17 protein-coding genes are annotated in these 19,202 nt (G+C 70.8%); 11 read left to right on the top strand and 6 right to left on the bottom strand.

What is annotated here, in order from left to right:
• Positions 1 to 93 precede the first annotated feature (93 nt).
• From BM070_RS21690 to BM070_RS21665, 6 genes are all read left to right on the top strand, one after another.
• On the top strand, positions 94 to 900 hold the full coding sequence (locus BM070_RS21690; RefSeq protein ID WP_092941878.1) for a crotonase/enoyl-CoA hydratase family protein: 807 nt from the start codon (positions 94 to 96) through the stop codon (positions 898 to 900).
• Positions 900 to 3,035 carry an acetate--CoA ligase family protein gene (locus tag BM070_RS21685; protein ID WP_217648963.1) on the top strand — a complete coding sequence of 712 codons (2,136 nt, stop codon included), beginning with the start codon at positions 900 to 902 and terminating at the stop codon, positions 3,033 to 3,035. Before BM070_RS21690 ends, BM070_RS21685 begins: the two co-directional genes overlap by 1 nt.
• Positions 3,032 to 3,967: an amidohydrolase family protein gene (locus BM070_RS21680; RefSeq protein ID WP_092941826.1), complete on the top strand. Its 936-nt coding sequence runs from the start codon at positions 3,032 to 3,034 to the stop codon at positions 3,965 to 3,967. Before BM070_RS21685 ends, BM070_RS21680 begins: the two co-directional genes overlap by 4 nt.
• Positions 3,968 to 4,030: 63 nt before the next feature.
• Positions 4,031 to 4,774 carry an alpha/beta fold hydrolase gene (locus BM070_RS21675; RefSeq protein ID WP_092941824.1) on the top strand — a complete coding sequence of 248 codons (744 nt, stop codon included), beginning with the start codon at positions 4,031 to 4,033 and terminating at the stop codon, positions 4,772 to 4,774.
• Positions 4,764 to 5,240, top strand: a complete 477-nt coding sequence (locus BM070_RS21670; protein ID WP_092941822.1) for a nuclear transport factor 2 family protein — start codon at positions 4,764 to 4,766, stop codon at positions 5,238 to 5,240. The genes BM070_RS21675 and BM070_RS21670 overlap by 11 nt, the downstream gene beginning before the upstream one ends.
• Positions 5,241 to 5,424: 184 nt before the next feature.
• Positions 5,425 to 5,925, top strand: a complete 501-nt coding sequence (locus tag BM070_RS21665) for a MarR family winged helix-turn-helix transcriptional regulator (protein ID WP_092941820.1) — start codon at positions 5,425 to 5,427, stop codon at positions 5,923 to 5,925.
• 96 nt (positions 5,926 to 6,021) lie between these two features.
• Here BM070_RS21665 and BM070_RS21660 read toward each other — a convergent pair whose 3' ends face one another.
• The 6 genes from BM070_RS21660 to BM070_RS21635 form a co-directional block, all read right to left on the bottom strand.
• Positions 6,022 to 6,807, bottom strand: coding sequence for an SDR family NAD(P)-dependent oxidoreductase (locus tag BM070_RS21660; protein ID WP_092941818.1), 786 nt, complete (start codon positions 6,805 to 6,807; stop codon positions 6,022 to 6,024).
• A gap of 36 nt (positions 6,808 to 6,843) precedes the next feature.
• Complete coding sequence (locus BM070_RS21655) at positions 6,844 to 7,665, bottom strand: crotonase/enoyl-CoA hydratase family protein (RefSeq protein WP_092941816.1); 822 nt, start codon at positions 7,663 to 7,665, stop codon at positions 6,844 to 6,846.
• Between the two features lie 63 nt (positions 7,666 to 7,728).
• Positions 7,729 to 9,288 (bottom strand): acyl CoA:acetate/3-ketoacid CoA transferase, encoded by a 1,560-nt coding sequence (locus BM070_RS21650; RefSeq protein ID WP_092941815.1) that lies wholly within the window; start codon positions 9,286 to 9,288, stop codon positions 7,729 to 7,731.
• Positions 9,289 to 9,465: 177 nt separating this feature from the next.
• Entirely contained in the window at positions 9,466 to 10,713 is a 1,248-nt protein-coding gene (locus BM070_RS21645; protein ID WP_092941813.1) for a thiolase family protein, read from the bottom strand.
• Between the two features lie 261 nt (positions 10,714 to 10,974).
• Entirely contained in the window at positions 10,975 to 11,679 is a 705-nt protein-coding gene (locus tag BM070_RS21640) for a DUF3334 family protein (protein WP_092941812.1), read from the bottom strand.
• A 105-nt stretch (positions 11,680 to 11,784) separates the two neighbouring features.
• Positions 11,785 to 12,444, bottom strand: coding sequence for a GntR family transcriptional regulator (locus BM070_RS21635; protein WP_092941810.1), 660 nt, complete (start codon positions 12,442 to 12,444; stop codon positions 11,785 to 11,787).
• 321 nt (positions 12,445 to 12,765) lie between these two features.
• Here BM070_RS21635 and BM070_RS21630 point away from each other — a divergent pair, with 321 nt between their 5' ends.
• The 5 genes from BM070_RS21630 to BM070_RS21610 all read left to right on the top strand — a co-directional run bounded on the left by BM070_RS21630 (position 12,766) and on the right by BM070_RS21610 (position 19,175).
• The gene (locus BM070_RS21630; protein ID WP_092941808.1) at positions 12,766 to 14,007 is read left to right on the top strand and encodes an MFS transporter; all 1,242 of its coding nucleotides are present in this window, start codon (positions 12,766 to 12,768) and stop codon (positions 14,005 to 14,007) included.
• Between the two features lie 39 nt (positions 14,008 to 14,046).
• The gene (locus tag BM070_RS21625; RefSeq protein ID WP_092941806.1) at positions 14,047 to 14,802 is read left to right on the top strand and encodes a LamB/YcsF family protein; all 756 of its coding nucleotides are present in this window, start codon (positions 14,047 to 14,049) and stop codon (positions 14,800 to 14,802) included.
• Between the two features lie 25 nt (positions 14,803 to 14,827).
• Complete coding sequence (locus BM070_RS21620; protein ID WP_092941804.1) at positions 14,828 to 15,637, top strand: putative hydro-lyase; 810 nt, start codon at positions 14,828 to 14,830, stop codon at positions 15,635 to 15,637.
• 13 nt (positions 15,638 to 15,650) lie between these two features.
• A complete protein-coding gene (locus BM070_RS21615) occupies positions 15,651 to 17,243 on the top strand; it encodes a 5-oxoprolinase subunit B/C family protein (RefSeq protein WP_092941802.1) in 1,593 nt (530 codons plus the stop codon).
• Between the two features lie 195 nt (positions 17,244 to 17,438).
• A complete protein-coding gene (locus BM070_RS21610; RefSeq protein ID WP_092941800.1) occupies positions 17,439 to 19,175 on the top strand; it encodes an acetyl/propionyl/methylcrotonyl-CoA carboxylase subunit alpha in 1,737 nt (578 codons plus the stop codon).
• The last annotated feature ends 27 nt before the right edge of the window (positions 19,176 to 19,202 follow it).

The raw sequence follows: 19,202 nt of genomic DNA, 5'->3' as shown, positions 1-19,202 counted from the left end.
GGGCATTCGGCTACGATGAAAAAACGTTATCCAAGCTAATCATTTGTTGATGATACTGGATTCGATCTTTCAGCCTCCGCCCCGATGCACGCCATGTCCCAAGAACCGAACGCCTACCAACACGTCAGCGTGAGCCACCACGGCGCCGTGACCTGCGTGACCCTGAACCGGCCGCACAAGCGCAATGCGCTCAGCCTGCAGGTGATCGCCGAGCTGCGCCACGCCTTCGACCACCTGCCCGCCGAAACCGGCGCGGTCGTGCTGGACGGCGCGGGCGAGCATTTCTGCGCCGGGCTCGACCTGAGCGAGCTGGCCGAGACCTCGCCGGCCGAGGGCCTGATGCATTCGCGCGTCTGGTACGAGGCGTTCGAGCGCATCCAGTTCGGCCGCTGCCCCGTGGTGTGCGTGATGCACGGCGCGGTGATCGGCGGCGGGCTGGAGCTGGCCTCGGTGGCGCATGTGCGCGTGGCCGAGCAGGGCGCCTATTTCGGCCTGCCCGAGGGCCAGCGCGGCATCTTCCTGGGCGGCGGCGGATCGGTGCGCGTGTCCAAGCTGATCGGCGCCTCGCGCGTGGCCGAGATGATGCTCACCGGCCACGTCTATACCGCCGACGAGGGCCTGGTGGTGGGCCTGGCCCACCACGTCGTGGCCGCGGGCGAAGGGCGCCGCAAGGGCATGGAGCTGGCCGCCCGCATCGCCACCAACGCGCCGCTTTCCAACTTCGCCATCATGCATGCGCTGCCGCTGATCGCCGAGCAGCCCATGTCGCACGGCCTCATGACCGAAGGCCTGATGGCCACCATCACCCAGTCCGACGCCGAAGCCAAGGCCCGCATGCAGGCCTTCCTGCAAAAGCGCGCCGGCAAGGTCACCCCCCAAGCAAACGAAGGAGTCCAATGATGGACGCGCAAGTGACGTTGACGAACGATCTCCAACCCCTGGTGGCGCCGCGTTCGGTGGCCATCGTGGGCCTGTCCACCAAGCCCGGCTCGGCCGGCCTGGTGGTGCTGCAGAACCTGCTGACGGCCGGCTTCGATGGCGACCTGCACCTGGTGGGCCGCAGCGGCGGCGAGGTGGAAGGCCGCACCGTCAAGACCTCGGTGGCCGAGCTGCCCGAGGGCGTGGACCTGGCCATCCTGCTGCTGCCGTCCGATGTGGTGCTCGACACCGTCAAGGCCTGCGTGGCGCGCGGCGTGCGCGCGGCCGTGTGCTTCGCATCCGGCTTCGCCGAGATGGGCGACGAGGGCCGCGCCAAGCAGCAGGAGATCGCCGACACCGCCCGTGCCGGCGGCATGCGCCTGCTGGGCCCCAACACCATCGGCTTCTTCAACAACGTCGATGGCTTCCACGTCTCCATGGTCAAGCTCACGCTGCCGCCCCGCCTGCGCCCCGAAGACGGCCCGGCCGTGGCGGTGATCGCGCAAAGCGGTGGCATCGGCGTGCACGTGTCGGCCGCGCTGCAGTCGCGCGGCGTGCCGGTGTCCTATGTGCTCGCCACCGGCAACGAGGCGCAGATCGGCGTGGCCGAGGTGCTGCGCTTCCTGGCGCGCGACCCGGCCACCGCCACGGCGGTGATCTATGCCGAGCAGATCCGCTCCGTGCCCGAAGTGCTGCAGGCCCTGGCCGACATGCGCGCGGCGGGCAAGCGCGTGGTGCTGCTGCACCCCGGCCGCAGCGAACTCGCGCAGCAGGCCACCAGCTCGCACACCGGGGCCCTGGCCGGCAACCATGCGGCCATGCGCCTGGCGGTGGAACGCGCCGGCGTGCTGGTGGTGGACAGCCTCGAAGAAGCCATCGACCTGGGCGAGCTGATGCTGCGCTTTCCCGTGCCGCCCGTGGGCGGGCTGGGCCTCATCACCGCCTCCGGCGCGCTCTGCGGCATCGCGCTCGACTACCTGGAGCCGCTGGAGCTGGGCATGCCGCCCATGTCCGCGGCGCAGGCCGAATCGCTGCGCGAGCATCTGCCCGTCTATACGCCGCCGCGCAACCCGCTGGACCTGGGCACGCTGGTCGATCCCCGGCCCGACCTGATCGGCCTGGGCGTGATCGCGCAGCAGGAGGACCCGGCCATCGGCAGCCTGCTGGTGTCGCTGCCCATGCCCTCGCCGCAGCTGGCGCCCGTGTGGCTCGACTCCTTCCTGCAGGGCATGAAGGGGCGCAGCAAGCCCGCCATCTTCGTGATGCAGAACGAGGGCGTGCCGCTGCCCGCCGCCGTGCAGGAGATGGCCGTGCGCTCCGGCACCGTGCTGATGCGCTCGCCCGAACGCGCCCTGCGCGCGCTGGCGCGCTTCGCCCGCCATGGCCGGCTGCAGGCCGAATGGCAGGCCAAGGCGGCGGCGCCCGCCGCGCCTGCGCTCGCCGGCCTGCCCGCACTGCCTTCGGGCACGCTGCCCGAATGGCAGGGCAAGGAACTGCTGCGCGCCGCGGGCCTGGCCACGCCGGCCGGCGCGCTGGCCACCACGCCCGACGAGGCCGCGGCCGTGGCGGCGCGCATCGGCTACCCGGTGGTGCTCAAGGCCCAGGCGGGGCGCCTGGCCCACAAGACCGAGGCCGGCGGCGTGCTGCTGAACATCCGTGACGAAGCCGCGCTGCGTGCCGGCTGGCAGCAGCTGCATGACAACATCCGCCGCCACGACGCCAGCCTGGTGCTGGACGGCGTGCTGGTCGAGGCCATGGGCGAACGCGGCGTGGAGCTGGTGATCGGCGCCGTGCGCGATCCGCAGTGGGGCCCGGTCGTGATGGTGGGCCTGGGCGGCATCTGGGTGGAGGCGCTGGGCGACGTGCAGCTCGTCTCCGCCGACCTGCCGTTGCCGGCCATCGTCTCGCGGCTGCGCGCGCTCAAGGGCGCCAAGCTGCTGCAGGGCTTCCGCGGCGCCCCGGCGGTCGATCTGCAGGCCGTGGCGCAGGCCGTGGCCACCGTGGGCGCGCTCATGGTCGCCCGCCCCGACATCACCGAGATCGACATCAACCCGCTGGTGGCCTATGGCGAAGGGCGCGGCGTGCTCGCGCTCGACGCCCTGGTGGTCGTGCGATGAGCAGCGACTTCCTCGACGGGGTGGTCGCGATCGACATGCACACGCATGCAACGCGCTCCACACGCAACCCGCCCGACGAAGTCGCCATCGCCATCGACGCGGCGATGGACGCGTATTTCAAGCAGTCGCTGCCGCGCCCGACCATCGACGAGACGGCGGCCTACTACCGCGAGCGCCGCATGCTCGCGGTGATCTTCCCGGTCGATACCGAGCGCGAGACCGGCCAGTTCCGCATCAGCAACGAAGAGGTGGCCGAAGACGCGGCGCGCCACCCCGACGTGCTGATCCCCTTCGCCAGCATCGACCCGATGCGCGGCAGGATGGGCGCGCGCGAAGTGCGGCGCCTGGTGGCCGAGCACGGCGTGCGCGGCTTCAAGTTCCACCCCTCGGCCCAGGGCTTCTACCCCAACGACCGGGCGGCCTACACCGTGTACGAAGCCATCGCCGAAGCCGGCCTGCCGGCCATCTTCCACAGCGGGCAGACGGGTGTGGGCGCTGGCCTGCCGGGCGGCGGCGGCATCCGCCTGAAGTATTCCGACCCCATGTACCTGGACGACGTGGCGGTGGACTTCCCGGTCATGCCCATCGTCATCGCACACCCGTCCTTCCCCTGGCAGGACAACGCGCTGGCCGTGGCCACGCACAAGCCCAACGTCTACATCGACCTCTCTGGCTGGTCGCCGCGCTACTTTCCGCCACAGCTGGTGCAATATGCCAACACGCTGCTCAAGCACAAGGTATTGTTCGGCTCCGACTACCCCGTCATCACGCCGGACCGCTGGCTCAAGGACTTCGAGGCGCTCGATATCCGCCCCGAGGTACGTCCGCTGATCCTCAAGCGCAATGCCATCCAGCTGCTGGGCCTGGACCGCGACCCGGTGCTGGGCCGCTACCAGCGCCTGAAGCCCCCTGCGGGCCCGGGCTGCTGCTGACGGCACTGCGGCAGCGGCGGCCGGACGACGGCGGGGCCCGCAACGAGGACAAGGAGAACCGACATGGATGAGCGCGCGACAAACCTGCCCCTGGTGCTGCTGCCTGGCCTGCTGTGCGACGAGGCGGTCTGGGCGCCCCAGCAGGCCGCGCTGGTGGCGCAGGGCGTGCCGGTGGAGACCGGCAGCTACGGCACCATCGACCGCATAGAGAGCATGGCCCGCTACATGCTGGCCCAGGTGGCTGCCCCGCGCTTCGCGCTGGCCGGCCATTCCATGGGCGGCCGCGTGGCGCTGGAAATGGTACGGCAGGCGCCCGGGCGCATTGCCGGGCTGGCGCTGCTGGACACCGGCACCGCGGCCCTTGCGCCGGGCGCCGCAGGAGAGCAGGAGCGCCAGGGGCGCCTGGAGCTGCTGGCGCTGGCCGAGCGCGATGGCATGGAAGCCATGGCCCGGCGCTGGGTGCCGCCCATGGTCCACCCCGACGTCTGCGGCACGCCGCTGTTCGAGCGCATCGTGGCCATGGTGGCCCGCAGCGACACGCGGCGCTTTGCCGCACAGATCCATGCGCTGCTGGAGCGCCCCGACGCCGAGCCGGTGCTGCGCGGCCTGCACTGTCCCCTGCTGCTGGTGTGCGGCAAACAGGACCAGTGGAGCCCGCCCGAGCGGCACGAGGCCATGCAGGAGATGGTGCCCGATGCCATGCTCCGCCTGGTGGACCATTGCGGCCACATGAGCCCCATGGAGCAGCCGCAGGCCGTGGCGACCGCGCTGCTCCACTGGTTCGAGGACTTCCGCCATGACGGCTGAAGCTCCGGCTTCCGGGCCGGATTGCGCCGCCGCCTGGCAGCGGCTGCAGGCCGAACAGGCCTGCCGCGACCTGGTGCTGCGCTCGGCCGCGCTGTCCGACGCCGGCGATGCCGCTGCGCTGGCTGCGCTCTTCGCCGAAGACGCGCAGCTGGTGCGCCCGGGCGCACCACCCATCTCCGGCCGCGCCGCCATCGAGCAGTCCTACCGCCAGCGGCCCGCAGGGCGCATCACCGCCCACATGGTGCTGGGCACGCTGTTCGACGGCGCCATCGGCGATGGCGACGAGGCCAGCGCCACCAGCCGCGTGCTGGTGTGGACGGCCGATGCCGGCACCGAGCCCGGGCCGCATGGCCGCCCGGCCGAGCCCCGGCAGCGGCTGGGCTTCTTCGCCGACCGCTTCGTGTACACGGCCGAGGGCTGGCGCATCCAGCAGCGCCGCGCCGGCTTCGAGATGTTCCGCGACTGACGCGGCGGCGGGCCCTGGCGCCGTTCCCCGGCCCTTGCCCCGGGGCTTTGTCAGCGCGCGGGCTTGGCCGTCCCCCACTGGCCGCAGCGCCTGCCGGATTGCGGCTTTTCTCACTCGCGGCGGCCTTCCCGCAGGGCTGCAGGCTTCCCGCATCTATGATCGTTATCTCGGATAAGGAGTCTGCATGTATCGAAACACGGAGCCGGAGTCGCCCGCCACGGCCAAGCGCACCCCCGCCAAGTCACGCAGCCGCAAGGCGGCGGTGGCCTCCTATGACTTCCAGAGCGATGCGCTGGGCTACAAGCTGCGCCTCGCTCAGGTGCGCGCTTTCGATCTGTTCTTCGAGATGCTTTCGCCGCTGGACATGTCGCCCGCACGCGTGACGGCGCTCTCGCTCATCGCCCTGAACCCGGGCACCAACCAGGCCGCGCTCGCCAAGGAACTGGGCGTGGCCGGCCCCAGCGTGCTCAAGCTGGTCGATGCGCTCGAAGGCGCGGGCTGGATCCGGCGCGTGGAAGTGGAGGGCGACCGCCGCCGCTATTCGCTGGAGATCACAGAAGAAGGCCAGCAGCGCCTGGGCACGCTCAGCGAGCGGCTGGAGGAATACGAAGTCCGCATGTCGGCCGGCCTGTCGGCCGAGGAGCGCGAGACGCTGATGAACCTGCTGGACCGCGTGGCGCGCTGAGCGAAGCGGAAAGCAAGGCCAATCAACGACAAAGGGGGCACCGCGGTGCCCCCTTTGTCGTTGGACGAGCGCGCGGCGGCTCGTCGCCCGCTTTCTTCAGCGCGGCGCCATGCGCAGCGCGCCGTCCAGGCGGATCACCTCGCCGTTCAGGTGGCCGTTGCTGGCGATGTGCAGGGCCAGCGCGGCGAATTCCTCCGGGTGGCCCAGGCGCTTGGGGAAGGGGATCGATTCGGCCAGCGACTGCTGCACGGGCTCGGGCAGTTCCTTGAGCAGCGGCGTGGCGAAGATGCCCGGCGCGATGGTGCAGACGCGGATGCCCCACTGAGCCAGGTCGCGCGCCAGCGGCAGCGTCATGCCGGCCACGCCGGCCTTGGAGGCGGCGTAGGCTTCCTGCCCCACCTGGCCGTCGAAGGCCGCGACCGAGGCGGTGTTCACGATCACGCCGCGCGCGCCGTCTTCCAGCGGCTCCAGCTTGGCGGCGCGCGCCGCCATCAGGCGCACCATGTTGTAGGTGCCCACCAGGTTGATGCGCACGGTGCGCTCGAAATCGGCCAGCGGCGCGGGCGCGCCGTCGCGCTGGATCACGCGCTTGGCGCCGCCGATGCCGGCGATGTTCATGAGGATGCGCGCATCGCCATGGGCCTGGGCCGCGGCCTCGATCGCGGCGGTGGCCGAGGCCTCGTCGCTGATGTCGCACTGCAGCGCCAGCGCCTGGCCGCCCTGGGCGCGGATGTCGGCGGCCACGCGCTCGGCGCCGGCCAGGTTGATGTCCAGCAGCGCCACGCGGGCGCCGGCCTGGGCCAGCGCGTGGGCCACGGCCTCGCCCAGGCCGGAGCCCGAGCCGGTGACCAGGGCGGCCTGATTCTCGAAATTCGTTGGCATGGTGTGTCGTCTCCTTGTTCGGGGTGGTGTGGGCGGTCAGGCGGCCTTGACCACCTTGGCGGCGCGGCCCTGCAGGAAGTCCGCCAGCCGCTGTTTGGCGGCGTCGTCGCCCTGGGCGATGGCGGCCATGAGCGATTCGACGAAGAGGCCGTCGGACTGGGCCATGTCGGCGATGCGCGGCAGCGCCTGCACGATGGCGTAGTTGGAAAGCGGCGCATTGGTGGCGATGCGGCGGGCCAGCGCGATGGCCTTGTCCAGCGCCTCGCCCTCGGGCACCACGTATTGCGCCAAGCCGCGCTCGCGGCCTTCTTCGGCGTCCAGCACGCGGCCGGTGAGCATCATGTCGCTCATGCAGGCCACGCCCACCAGGCGCGGGATGCGGGCCGAGCCGCCGCCGCCCACGAAGATGCCGCGCTGGCCTTCGGGCAGGCCGAAATAGGTGGTGGCGTCGGCCACGCGCACGTGCGTGGCGGCGGCCAGTTCCAGCCCGCCGCCGACCACGGCGCCGTGCAGCGCAGCCACCACGGGCACGCGGTAGTACTGCAGGGCATCCATCACGGCATGCCAGCCGCGCGAGTGGGCGATGCCTTCGGCCACGGTGCGCTCGGAGAGGTCCGACAGGTCGAGCCCGGCGCAGAAGTGCTGGCCTTCGCCGCTGATGACCAGCGCCTGCACGGAGGCGGGCAGGTGGATCAGCGCGGTGTGCAGCTGCTGCATCAGCGCCTCGTTGATGGCGTTGCGCTTGGCCGGGCGGCTCAGGCGGATGTGGGCGACCGCGCCGCTGAAGCTGATCTGCAGCTCGTTCAGCTGGGCCAGCAGGCCGTCGGCGGGGGTGAATTCAGGCGTGGTGGTGCTCATGGGGGTGTCCGGTCAGAGGTCTTGGGGGAATTGTGCGGTGGCGGCTGTACTGGCAAGGGGCAATCAGCGGGCGCCCAGCGCGGCGGCCAGGCCGCCCCAGCGTTCGCTGAAGAGGCCCGCCTCCATGGTGCGCAGGTCGCGGATCAGCGGGCGGAAGCCCATGTGTGCGAGCACGTCGCGTTCCAGGTCGATGCCCGGGGCGATCTCGGTCAGCTCCAGGCCCTCGGGGCGCAGGCGCAGCACGGCGCGTTCGGTGATGAAGCTCACTTCCTGCTGGCGCAGCGCGGCATCGCGGCCGTTGAAGGTGAGCTGCTCGACCTGCTCGACGAACTTGCGCGAGCGGCCTTCCTGCACGATGGTCAGCCGCCCGTCGCCCACCTCCAGCTGCAGGCCGCCGGCCGTGAAGGTGCCGCAGAACACCAGGCGCGGCGTGGAGCGGGTGATGTTGATGAAGCCGCCGCAGCCCACGGGCCGGCCGTTGAACTTGCTCACGTTCACGTTGCCGGCCGCATCGGTCTGCGCCAGGCCCAGGAAGCTGCAGGCCAGGCCGCCGCCGTCGTAGAAGTCGAACTGGGACGACTGCTCGATGATGGATTCGGCGTTGTAGGCCAGGCCGAAATCGCCGCCATAGGCCGGCACGCCGCCGTTGGCGCCGCATTCCACCGAAAGGCTGAGCAGGTGGGCCGCGCCTTCTTCGGCGGCCACGGCCGGGATGCCGGCCGGAATGCCCACGCCCAGGTTGGTGAGCGCGCCGGGCTGCAGCTCCATGGCGGCGCGGCGGGCGATGACCTTGCGCTCGTCCAGCGGCAGCGAGGGCACGGAATGCATGGGCATGCGCACGTCGCCCGAGAGCGCGGGGTTGAACCCGGTGGTGATGGTCTGCAGGTGGTTGCGCGGCTCGGCCACCACCACGTAGTCCACCAGGAAGCCCGGCACCTTCACCGACTTGGGATGCAGGCTGGCGGCCTGGACCACCGCCTCGACCTGGGCGATGACGATGCCGCCCGAGGCGCGCGCGGCCTGGGCGATGGAGAGCTGTTCGAGCAGCAGGCCTTCCTTGTCCAGGCTCAGGTTGCCGTTCTCGTCGGCATAGGTGGCGCGGATCAGCGCCACGTCGATGCGCGGGCAGGGGTAGAAGAGGCATTCCTTGCCGTCGAATTCGACCAGCTTGACCAGGTCTTCGCTGCAGGCCTTGTTGAGCTTGCCGCCTTCGATGCGCGGATCGACGAAGGTGCCCAGGCCCACCTGCGTGAGCAGGCCCGGCGTGCGCGCCGCGATGTGGCGCGTCAGGTGCGAGAGCGAGCCCTGCGGGAAGTTGTAGGCCTCCACCTCGCCGGCATGCACCAGCGCCATCATGCGCGGGCCGGTCTGGCCGAAGTGGCCTGCCACCACGCGCTTGACCATGCCGGGATGGGCCAGATGCGCCATGCCGCCGTCGCCTGCGTTGCCGATGGCGCCGCAGGCCCAGGTGGTGAGCTGGCGCGGGTGGCCGGTGGCCAGGAAGTGGCGTTCCAGCCCCTGCAGCACCTCTTCGGCCAGGCCGGTCATGGCGATGCCGCCCAGGAACACGGTGGCGCCGTCGCCTATCAGTGGGCCTACCTCGTCTGTTTTGATGACTTTCATGCTTCGGTCTTTCTCTTCAGGGGTCCAAGGGGCAGTCGCTGTCGGCTGGGGCTTTCGCAGTGCCGCGTTCTGTTGCGTCCGATGGCCGCGGAGCAGGCCAGGCCAGCGGACGCCGTGGAACTGGCTTCGCCAGGCCACCGGCGTCGTCCCCCTCGGGGGGAAGGCGCCAGGGGGGATTCACAAGCCCGTGTTCTCGATCAGCAGGGCCATGCCCTGGCCGCCGCCCACGCAGGCCGAGACGATGGCCCAGCGGCCGCCGCGCCGGCGCAGCTCGTGCGCGGCGGTGATCGTCAGGCGCAGGCCGGTGGCGGCGAGCGGGTGGCCCATGGCGATGGAGCCGCCGTTCACGTTCAGGCGGTCCATGTCCAGCTGCAGCTCGCGCGCGCAGGCCAGCACCTGGGCGCCTTGCGCCTCGTTGATCTCGATCAGGTCGATGTCGGCCAGCTGCAGGCCGCAGCGCTCCAGGAGCGCGCGGATGGCGGGCGCCGGGCCGATGCCCATGATCTCGGGCGGCACGCCGGCCGCGGCGGCGCCGGCCAGCCGCGCCAGGGGCTTGAGGCCTTCGGCGCGCACGCGGGCGCCGGTGGTGACCACGGCGGCGGCGCCGCCATCGACCAGCGCGGCGGAGTTGCCGGCGGTCTGCACGCCGCCTTCATAGACCGGGCGCAGCGTGGACAGCACGTCCAGCGGCGAGGGGCGCACGTGCGTGTCGCGCGCCTGCACGCCGGCCTTGCGCGGCAGGCGGATGCCGCGGGCCTGGTAGCCCTCCAGCTCGAAGTGCGTGTCCTGCACCGGGGCGATCTCCGCATCGAAGTGGCCGGCGGCCTGCGCGGCCACCGCACGCTCGAACGAACGGGCGGCATAGGCGTCCACCTCGGCGCGGGTGATGCCGTACTGCACGGCCAGGTTCTCGGCGGTCTGGATCATCGACACGCGGGCGGTGGGGTCGTCCAGCGCTTCCCAGAGGAAGTCCTTGAATTCCACCGGCGCGCCCAGGCGGAAGCCGCTGCGGTGGGTGTAGGCGCAGATGGGGTTGCGGCTCATCGATTCGGCGGCCACGGCCAGCACCGTGTCGGCATAGCCCAGCGCGATCTGGTCGGCGGCCTGGCGCAGCAGCTCGAAGCCGCTGCCGCAGATGCGCTGCACGCCGATGGCCGGCGCCTGCAGCGGCACGCCCGCATAGAGGCCGATGTGGCGCGGCAGCATGTAGGCGTCGAAATCGGCCTGCGCCATGGAGGCCGCGACGGTGGAGCCCACGCTGGCCGCGGCGATGCCGCTGCGCTCCAGCGCGGCGCGCGCCGCGTGGATGCCCAGGTCGGTGGGTGACACCAGGCCCAGCGGGCCGCAGTAGTCCACCCACGGCGTGCGGGCCCCGGAGAGCAGCCAGGTGTCTTCCAGGCGGCGGGAAAAGAGGGTGGTGGTCATGGCTGCGGTCGCTCCGGGAATTGATTTTTTAAGGTATCAGTTAGTCTAGCTAACGATTTGAAAAAAACAACGCCTTCAGGGGCGGTCGCAGGCTGGGGTTTTCCCCCGGTGCGGCTGCGGAGCCATGGGGGAGGGGGCTGGCGCACGCCGGCAGGGCGGCGGCGCGCAGCGAGGCTTCAATGCCTTTTCAGGCTGCAGCGCTCATGGGTAAAGCGCTGTTTGCTATTGAAAAAATAGCAAATGTGCCGGCGGCCCGGCCGGTCACATGCCCAGCGAACGCAGCAGCTCGTCGGTATCGGTCGCGGCGGCGGGAGCGGGCGCCGGGGTGTCGGCAGGCCGCGAGGGGCTGTGGCCGTCGCCCTGCGATGCCATCAGCGCGTCGGGGTCGGGCGTGTCCTGCGGCTCGAAGTCCATCACCTTCACGAACTCGGTGCGGTCGATGGCCAGCTCCAGGTAGAAGATGTTGTTGGACGCGGTGTAGAAGGTCACGCGGCGCGCTTCGGGCTTGTCCATGTTGGCGTCCACGGCCAGCACCACCTGCTGGTTCAGCACCAGCATCTTGGGCTGGTTCTGCGTGATGTGGGTCTGCAGCTCGCGGCGCACCTTGCCGGTGAAGTCGCCCACCACCTGGTTCATCAGCTCGCCCATCACGTTGGCGACTTCGTCGGAGGTGTAGGAGCTGGCCAGGTCGTCCTGCGACATGCCCATGCTCAGCAGGTAGCTCTGGTAGATCTCCATCGCCGCCTCTTTCGAGAAGTTGATGATGACTAGGCCCGAGAAGCCGCCGTTGAACAGCACGAAGCAGCCGATGTCGGGCTTCAGGCAGGTCTTGGTGATGCGCTGCACCATGCCGGAGTAGTGCAGGGGCTTCTGCGTGGCCACGGTCAACACGCGCGTGACGGAGTTGCAGAGGCTGACGAGAAGGTCTTCGGTGCCGTAGACGACGGCGTTTTCGTTGGACTGCATGGCGTGCCTGATGTGAGTTCGGTGTTCTGCTGCGTCCTGCCGCCCGGGTTGCGGCGCGGCAGGGGCGGTGCGAGCGTAACGCAGTGTATCGCCGGCTCGGCGTTCTCAGCGTTCGGAAATGCGCCGCGCATAGACGGCTAGCACGATGCGCTCGGAATGCACGAGGTAATCGTGCAGCGCGGCCGATGCTTCCTGCAGCTTGCCGGCCTCGAACAGCTCGACGATCTTCACGTTCATCTCCACGTAGGGCGCGTGCAGGAATTCCGCGTCCTTGAGCAGCCCGAAGGCCAGGCGCAGCTCGGCCAGCAGGTGGGAGAACATCACGTTCAGGCGTTCGCTGTCGGCCAGTTCCACCACGGCCATGTGGAACTCCATGTTGGCCGTGCCCGCGCCCTGCCAGTCGCCCGCGTCGCGGCAGCGCTGGGCGGCATCGACCGCATCGCGCAGATGCTTCTTGGCCGGGTGGCGCGGGTAGGCCTGGGCCAGCGCCTGGCATTCGATGAGCCGGCGCACGCGGTAGATGTCGATGATGGACGCGATGCTGGGCACGGCGACCGACACGCCCCGGTTGGGCTCATGCTTGAGCAGCCCTTCCTTGCTCAGCAGGCGGAAGGCTTCGCGCAGCGTGTTGCGCGAGATCTCCAGGCTCTCGGCCAGCGCGGCCTCGGACAGGCGCTGGCCCGGGACCAGCTCCCCGGCCACGATGCGGCGGCGGATCTGGTCGCTGACGCGCTCCGTCAGGTTCTGGGTGGGGGATTCGCTCATCGGCAGCTGGCAGGCGGACAGGAGGGGTAAGGCGTGCCGCCGACGGAAAGCAAGCAAGCGCGGCAGCACCAGGCAGCCAGTGTATCGGGACCGGCCTGCGCGCCGCGCGCCGCACCGCCGCGGTGCCATGGGCGCACCAGCGAAATGCGGGTAATCCCCATCAACGATCAAAAATCAATTGTTCAACAATCCAGATAAATGATTCATCAATGCATGGCTCTTTGATGAGACGTTGGCGCGGGAATTGCTCTGCGCTCTGGGCCTCCACCCCTTCCACCGAACCCTTCGCACCTCGCACCTCGCAGAAACGGAACACGCACCATGTGGCTCAAGGAAACCAGCAAGGAAGAGCGCAAGACGCTCTTCGCCGCCTTCGTCGGCTATGGCGTCGATGCGTTCGACTACATGATCTACACCTTCATGATCCCGACCTTCATCCTGGTCTGGGGCATGACCAAGGCCGAGGCGGGCTACATCGCCACGGGCGCGCTCATCAGCTCGGCCATCGGCGGCTGGCTGGCGGGCATCCTGGCCGACCGCTACGGGCGCGTGCGCATCCTGCAGCTGACGGTGCTGTGGTTCAGCTTCTTCACCTTCCTGAGCGGCTTCACGCAATCGGCCGAGCAGCTCTTCATCACCCGCATGCTGCAGGGCCTGGGCTTCGGCGGCGAATGGTCGGTGGGCTCGGTGCTGATCGCCGAGATGATCCGCGCCCGCCACCGCGGCAAGGCCGTGGGCCTGGTGCAGAGCAGCTGGGCGGTGGGCTGGGGCCTGTCGGCCGTCGCCTTCTGGGCCGTGTATGCCGTGCTGGACCAGCAATACGCCTGGCGCGTGCTGTTCTGGCTGGGCGCGCTGCCGGCGCTCTTCATCCTCTACATCCGCCGCAACATCAGCGAGCCGGCCGTGTTCCGTGAAACCAAGGCCGAGCTGGCCCGCACGGGGCAGAGCGCCAGCTTCTGGCTGATCTTCAGCCCCGGCGTGCTGCGCACCACGGTGTTCGCCAGCCTGCTGGCCACCGGCATGCAGGGCGCCTACTACGCCGTCACCACCTGGCTGCCCACCTATCTGAAGATGGAGCGCCACCTGTCGGTGCTGGGCACCAGCGGCTATCTGATGGTGCTGATCTTCGGCTCGTTCGCCGGCTACCTCACGAGCGCCTGGCTGTCCGACCGCCTGGGCCGCCGCCGCTGCTTCATCCTGTTCGCGGTGTGCGCGGGCGTGCTGGTCACCTGCTACACGCAGCTGCCCATCAACGACGCGGCCATGATGGTGCTGGGCTTTCCGCTGGGCTTCTGCCTCTCGGGCATCTTCTCGGGCATGGGCGCCTATCTGTCGGAGCTGTTTCCCAGCCACATCCGCGGCTCGGGCCAGGGCTTTTGCTACAACTTCGGCCGTGCCGTGGGCTCGATCTTTCCTGCCATGATCGGCTACATGAGCGCCACCATGCCGCTGGGCGTCTCGATCGGCTACATGGCGGCGGGCGCCTACCTGATCGTCGTCATCGCCTGCCTGCTGCTGCCCGAAACCCAGGGGCGCGAACTGTCGGCCAGCACCGGCCGCTGAAGCTCGCCCCTTCCACTTCTTCCAACAGGTCTTTCACACATGCACATCGACCTCAACAGCGACCTGGGCGAGAGCCTGGGCGCCTGGCACATGGGCGACGACGCCGCCATGCTCGGCATCGTGACCAGCGCCAACGTGGCCTGCGGCTTCCATGCCGGCGATGCGGCGGGCATCCTGGCCACGCTGCGCGCCGCCCGGGAGCGCGGCGTTTCCGTGGGCGCCCACGTCGCCTATCCCGATCTCGCAGGCTTCGGCCGCCGCAACATGGACGTGGCGAGCGCCGACCTGGTGGCCGACGTCATCTACCAGATCGGCGCATTGCAAGGGCTGGCCAAGGCCGCCGGCACGCGCGTCGCCTACGTCAAGCCGCACGGCGCGCTCTACAACACCATCGCGCACGATGAGCGGCAGGCGCGCGACGTGATCACGGCCATCCGCGCCATCGACCCGTCTCTCGCGCTGGTGGTGCTGGCCGGCTCGCCGCTGGCGCAATGGGCGGCCGACGCCGGCCTGCGCGTGGTGGCCGAGGCCTTCGCCGACCGTGCCTACACGGCCCAGGGCACGCTGGTGTCGCGGCGCGAGCCCGGCGCCGTGCTGCACGATGCCGAAGAGGTGGCCCGCCGCATGCTGCAACTGGTGCGCGAAGGCACGGTGCAGGCCATCGACGGCAGCACGACCCGCGTGCGGGCCGACTCCATCTGCGTGCACGGCGACAGCCCGGGCGCCGTGGCCATGGCCCGCGCCGTGCGCGAGGCGCTGGAGCGCGAGGGCGTTGCCCTGCGGGCCTTCGCATGACGGGCATGAGCGGACGGAGCCACCCATGAATTCGCCCCTCGAAGCCGCCCGCGCCGCCGCCATCCAGGCCGCCCGCGAAGCCCGCGCCCGCTACCGCGCCGGCCTGGTCGAGCCCACCGCCGGCCGCGCCCCGGGCCTGACCCAGGCCAACATGATCGCCCTGCCGCGCGAATGGGCCTGGGACTTCCTGCTCTACGCGCAGCGCAACCCCAAGCCCTGCCCGGTGCTCGACGTGATCGAGGCCGGCCGCCACGCCACCGTGCTGGCCGAAGGCGCCGACCTGCGCACCGACATCCCCCTCTACCGCGTCTGGCGGGGCGGCCGGCTGGCCGAAGAAGTGGCCGACGCCAGCGCGCTCTGGGCCGGGCACCCCGACCTCGTCACCTTCCTGATCGGCTGCAGCTTCACCTTCGAAACGCCGCTGCAGGAAGCGGGCATCGAAGTGCGCCATATCGCCCAGGGCTGCAACGTGCCCATGTACCGCACGCAGCGCCAATGCCGGCCCGCAGGCCGCCTGCACGGCGAGCTGGTGGTGTCGATGCGGCCGATTCCGGCCGACCGCGTGGCCGATGCGGTCTCCATCTCGGGCCGCTTCCCTTCGGTGCACGGCGCGCCCGTGCACATCGGCGATTCGGCGGCGCTGGGCATCGCCGACCTGTCCCGGCCCGACTTCGGCGACCCGGTGGAGATCCGCCCCGGCGAGGTGCCCGTGTTCTGGGCCTGCGGCGTCACGCCCCAGGCGGCGGTGATGGCCTCGGGCGTGCCCTTCGCCGTCACCCACGCGCCGGGCCACATGTTCATCACCGACGTGCCCGACAGCACGTACCACGTCTGACGGAGCTTTTCGCTTGCGCTTTCTTCCCGTCAACCTGGACGCCCTGCTGGTCGAGCTCGACGACCTGCCGCAGAGCCTGGCCCTGCATGCCTCGCTGCAGCGCGATCCCATCGCCGGCATCGAGGAGCTGGTGCCGGCCGCGCGCACCGTGCTGGTCCGCTACCGGCCCACGGCGCAGAGCTTCGCCGCGCTGGTCGAGGCCATCGCCCGGCGCGACGTGAGCGGCGCGGCGCGGCGCAGCGACACGCTGGTGGAGATCCCCGTCCGCTACGACGGCGAAGACCTGGCCGAGGTGGCGCAGCTGCTGGGCATCACGCCCGAAGAGCTGATCCGCCGCCACACCGGCAGCGAATACACCGTGGCCTTCACCGGCTTCGCGCCCGGCTTCGGCTACCTGGTGGGCGGCCACCCCAGCCTGGACGTGCCGCGCCGCAGCACCCCGCGCACCCGCATTCCCGCGGGCGCGGTGGCGCTGGCCGGCACCTTCAGCGGCGTCTATCCGCAGGCCAGCCCGGGCGGCTGGCAGATCATCGGCACCACTCCGGTGGCGATGTGGGACATCGACCGCGACCCGCCCGCGCTGCTGCAGCCCGGCTGGCGCGTGCGCTTCGTCGATATTGCTACTAAAAACATAGCTGAATGCGCAGATAGGACAAGCGCTGCAGCCGGAAAACCCTCTGAACCACCCGCGCAGGGCCCGGCGCTGCAGGTGCTGGGCGCCGGCCTGCAGACCCTGTTCCAGGACCTGGGCCGGCACGGCCAGGCGGGGCAGGGCGTATCCGCCTCCGGCGCCATGGACCAGTGCGCCTGCCGCGCCGCCAACCGCCTGGTGGGCAATGCGGTCACGCAAGCCTGCCTGGAAGCCGTGGGCGGCGGCCTGCGCCTGAAGAGCCGGGGCGACACCGTGGTCGCCATCACCGGCGCCGCCGGCCCGCTCACGCTGACCGATGCCGTGGGCCGCAGCTGGCCCGTCCACCGCTGGCAGCCGCTGGCCCTGGCCGACGGCGACGTACTGGCCGTGGGCGAGCCCGCTGCCGGCCTGCGCAGCTATGTGGCGGTGCGCGGCGGCTTCGCCGTGCAGCCCGTGCTGGGCAGCTGCGCCACCGACACCCTGGCCCGCGTCGGCCCGCCCGCCCTGGCCGCTGGCGACCTGCTGGCCGTGCGGCCCGTGCCGCACGGCGCCATCGTCGGCGCGCCCGAAGCCGCTCCCCAAGACCTGCCCACGCTGCAGGCCGACGTGGTGCTGGACGTGGTGCTCGGCCCCCGCACCGACTGGTTCACGCCCGAGGCAGTGGCGCTTCTGAGCGCCCAGCGCTGGCAGGTCACGCCCCAGTCCAACCGCATCGGCCTGCGCCTGGCGGGCTCCGAGCCCCTGGCCCGCGCCATCACCCACGAGCTGCCCAGCGAAGGCACCGCCACCGGCGCGATCCAGGTGCCGCCCAGCGGCCAGCCCGTGCTGTTCCTGGCCGACCACCCGCTCACCGGCGGCTACCCCGTGATCGGCGCCGTCGCGCCCCACCACCTGGACCTGGCGGGCCAGATCCCCGTGAACGCCTGGGTGCGCTTTCGGCCCATCCGGGCCTTCGAACCCGTGACCCGTTGCTGAACGCCATGGAAGAAATCCTGATCGCCCACCCCTCCATCTGCTAATGGCAGAAAACCGATCCATGAAAAAAGTCCTGATCGCCAACCGTGGCGAAAACGTCCGCGCAGCGGGCGTTTCTGCACATCGCCGGGCCTGCGCAGCAGGCGGCGGCGATCTCGCCCACCCCTCCATCTGCTAATGGCGGAGAACCGATCCATGAAAAAAATCCTGATCGCCAACCGTGGCGAGATCGCCGTCCGCATCGCCCGCGCCTGCACCGACTACGGCCTCGCCTCCGTCGCCGTCTATGCCGATGCCGACATCGACGCCCTGCACGTGCGCATGGCCGATGAAGCCTGGGGCCTGGGCGGCGACCGCCCGGCCGACACCTACCTGCACATCGACAAGCTGCTGGAGGCGGCCCGCAAGAGCGGCGCCGATGCCGTGCACCCGGGCTACGGGTTCCTCTCGGAGAACGCGGGCTTCGCGCGGGCCGTGACCGGCGCGGGCCTGACCTGGATCGGCCCGCCGCCCGAGGCCATCGAGCGCCTGGGCGACAAGGTCGAGGCGCGCCGGCTCGCGCTGCAGGTGGGCGCGCCGCTGGTGCAGGGCACGGCCGGCCCGGTGCAGGACGTGTCCGAGGTGCTGGCCTTCGCCGAGCAGCACGGCCTGCCGATCATCATCAAGGCGGCCTTCGGCGGCGGCGGGCGCGGCATGAAGATCGCTTGGCGCATGGACGAGGTGGCCGATCTCTACGCCTCCGCCGTGCGCGAGGCCACGGCCGCCTTCGGCCGCGGCGAATGCTTCGTGGAGCAGTTCCTCGACCGCCCGCGCCACATCGAGGCGCAGGTGCTGGGCGACACCCACGGCAACGTGGTGGTGCTGGGCACGCGCGACTGCTCGCTGCAGCGCCGCAACCAGAAGCTGGTGGAAGAGGCGCCCGCGCCCTTCCTCACGCCGGAGCAGCGCGAGCGCATCCACACCGCCGCGCGCGACATCTGCGCCGCCGCCGGCTACACCAGCGCGGGCACGGTGGAATTCCTGCTCTCGGGCACGGGCGCGATCTCGTTCCTGGAAGTGAACACGCGCCTGCAGGTGGAGCACCCCGTCACCGAGCAGACCACGGGCATCGACCTGGTGGTCGAGCAGTTCCGCATCGCCGAAGGCCTGCCGCTGCGCATCACGCGCACGCCCGAGCCGCTGGGCCACTCCTTCGAATTCCGCATCAACGCGGAAGACGTGGGCCGCGGCTTCCTGCCCACGCCGGGGGGCGTGACCCGGTTCGAGCCGCCGTCGGGCCCGGGCGTGCGGCTGGATACGGGCGTGCAGGCCGGCTCCATCGTGCCGGGCACCTTCGATTCGCTCATGGCCAAGCTCATCGTCTCCGGCGCCACGCGCGAGCAGGCCATCGCCCGGGCGCGCCGCGCGCTGCGCGAGTTCCGCATCGGCGGCGTGGCCTCGGTGCTGCCCTTCCACCGCGCGGTGATGCAGCACGCGGATTTCACCAACGGCGAGAGCCTGCGCGTGCACACCCGCTGGATCGAGACAGACTTCGCCGAAACCCTGGCCGCGGAGGCGCGCGCCGAGCCGCTGCCGGATACCGCGCTGGTGCGCACCGCCATCGAAATCGACGGCTGCCGCGTGGCGCTGGGCCTGCCCGCGCTGCTGCTGCAGGGCCTGCAGGCCCTGCCGGGCGCGCAGGCTGCGGGCGCTCCGGCAGCTTCTTCCGGCGCGCCGGACGAAGGCGCCGTGCCCGCGCCCGTGGCCGGCACCGTGCAGGCCTGGAAGGTAGCCGAGGGCGACACCGTGGCCGAAGGCGACCTGGTCGCGGTGATGGAGGCGATGAAGATGGAGATGCAGGTCACCGCGCCGCGCGCGGGCCGCATCGCCGGGCTGGTGGCCGTGGGCAGCTACCAGGCGGCCGGGGCGCCGCTGGCGCGCATCGGCGACTGAAGAGCCAGTGAGATAGCCCGTCTCTGG

This window comes from Paracidovorax wautersii, assembly GCF_900113035.1.
GTDB classification, from domain to species: domain Bacteria; phylum Pseudomonadota; class Gammaproteobacteria; order Burkholderiales; family Burkholderiaceae_C; genus Paracidovorax; species Paracidovorax wautersii.
The sequence above is the reverse complement of the archived record's forward strand: the minus strand, read 5'-3'. Positions and strand labels throughout refer to the sequence as shown.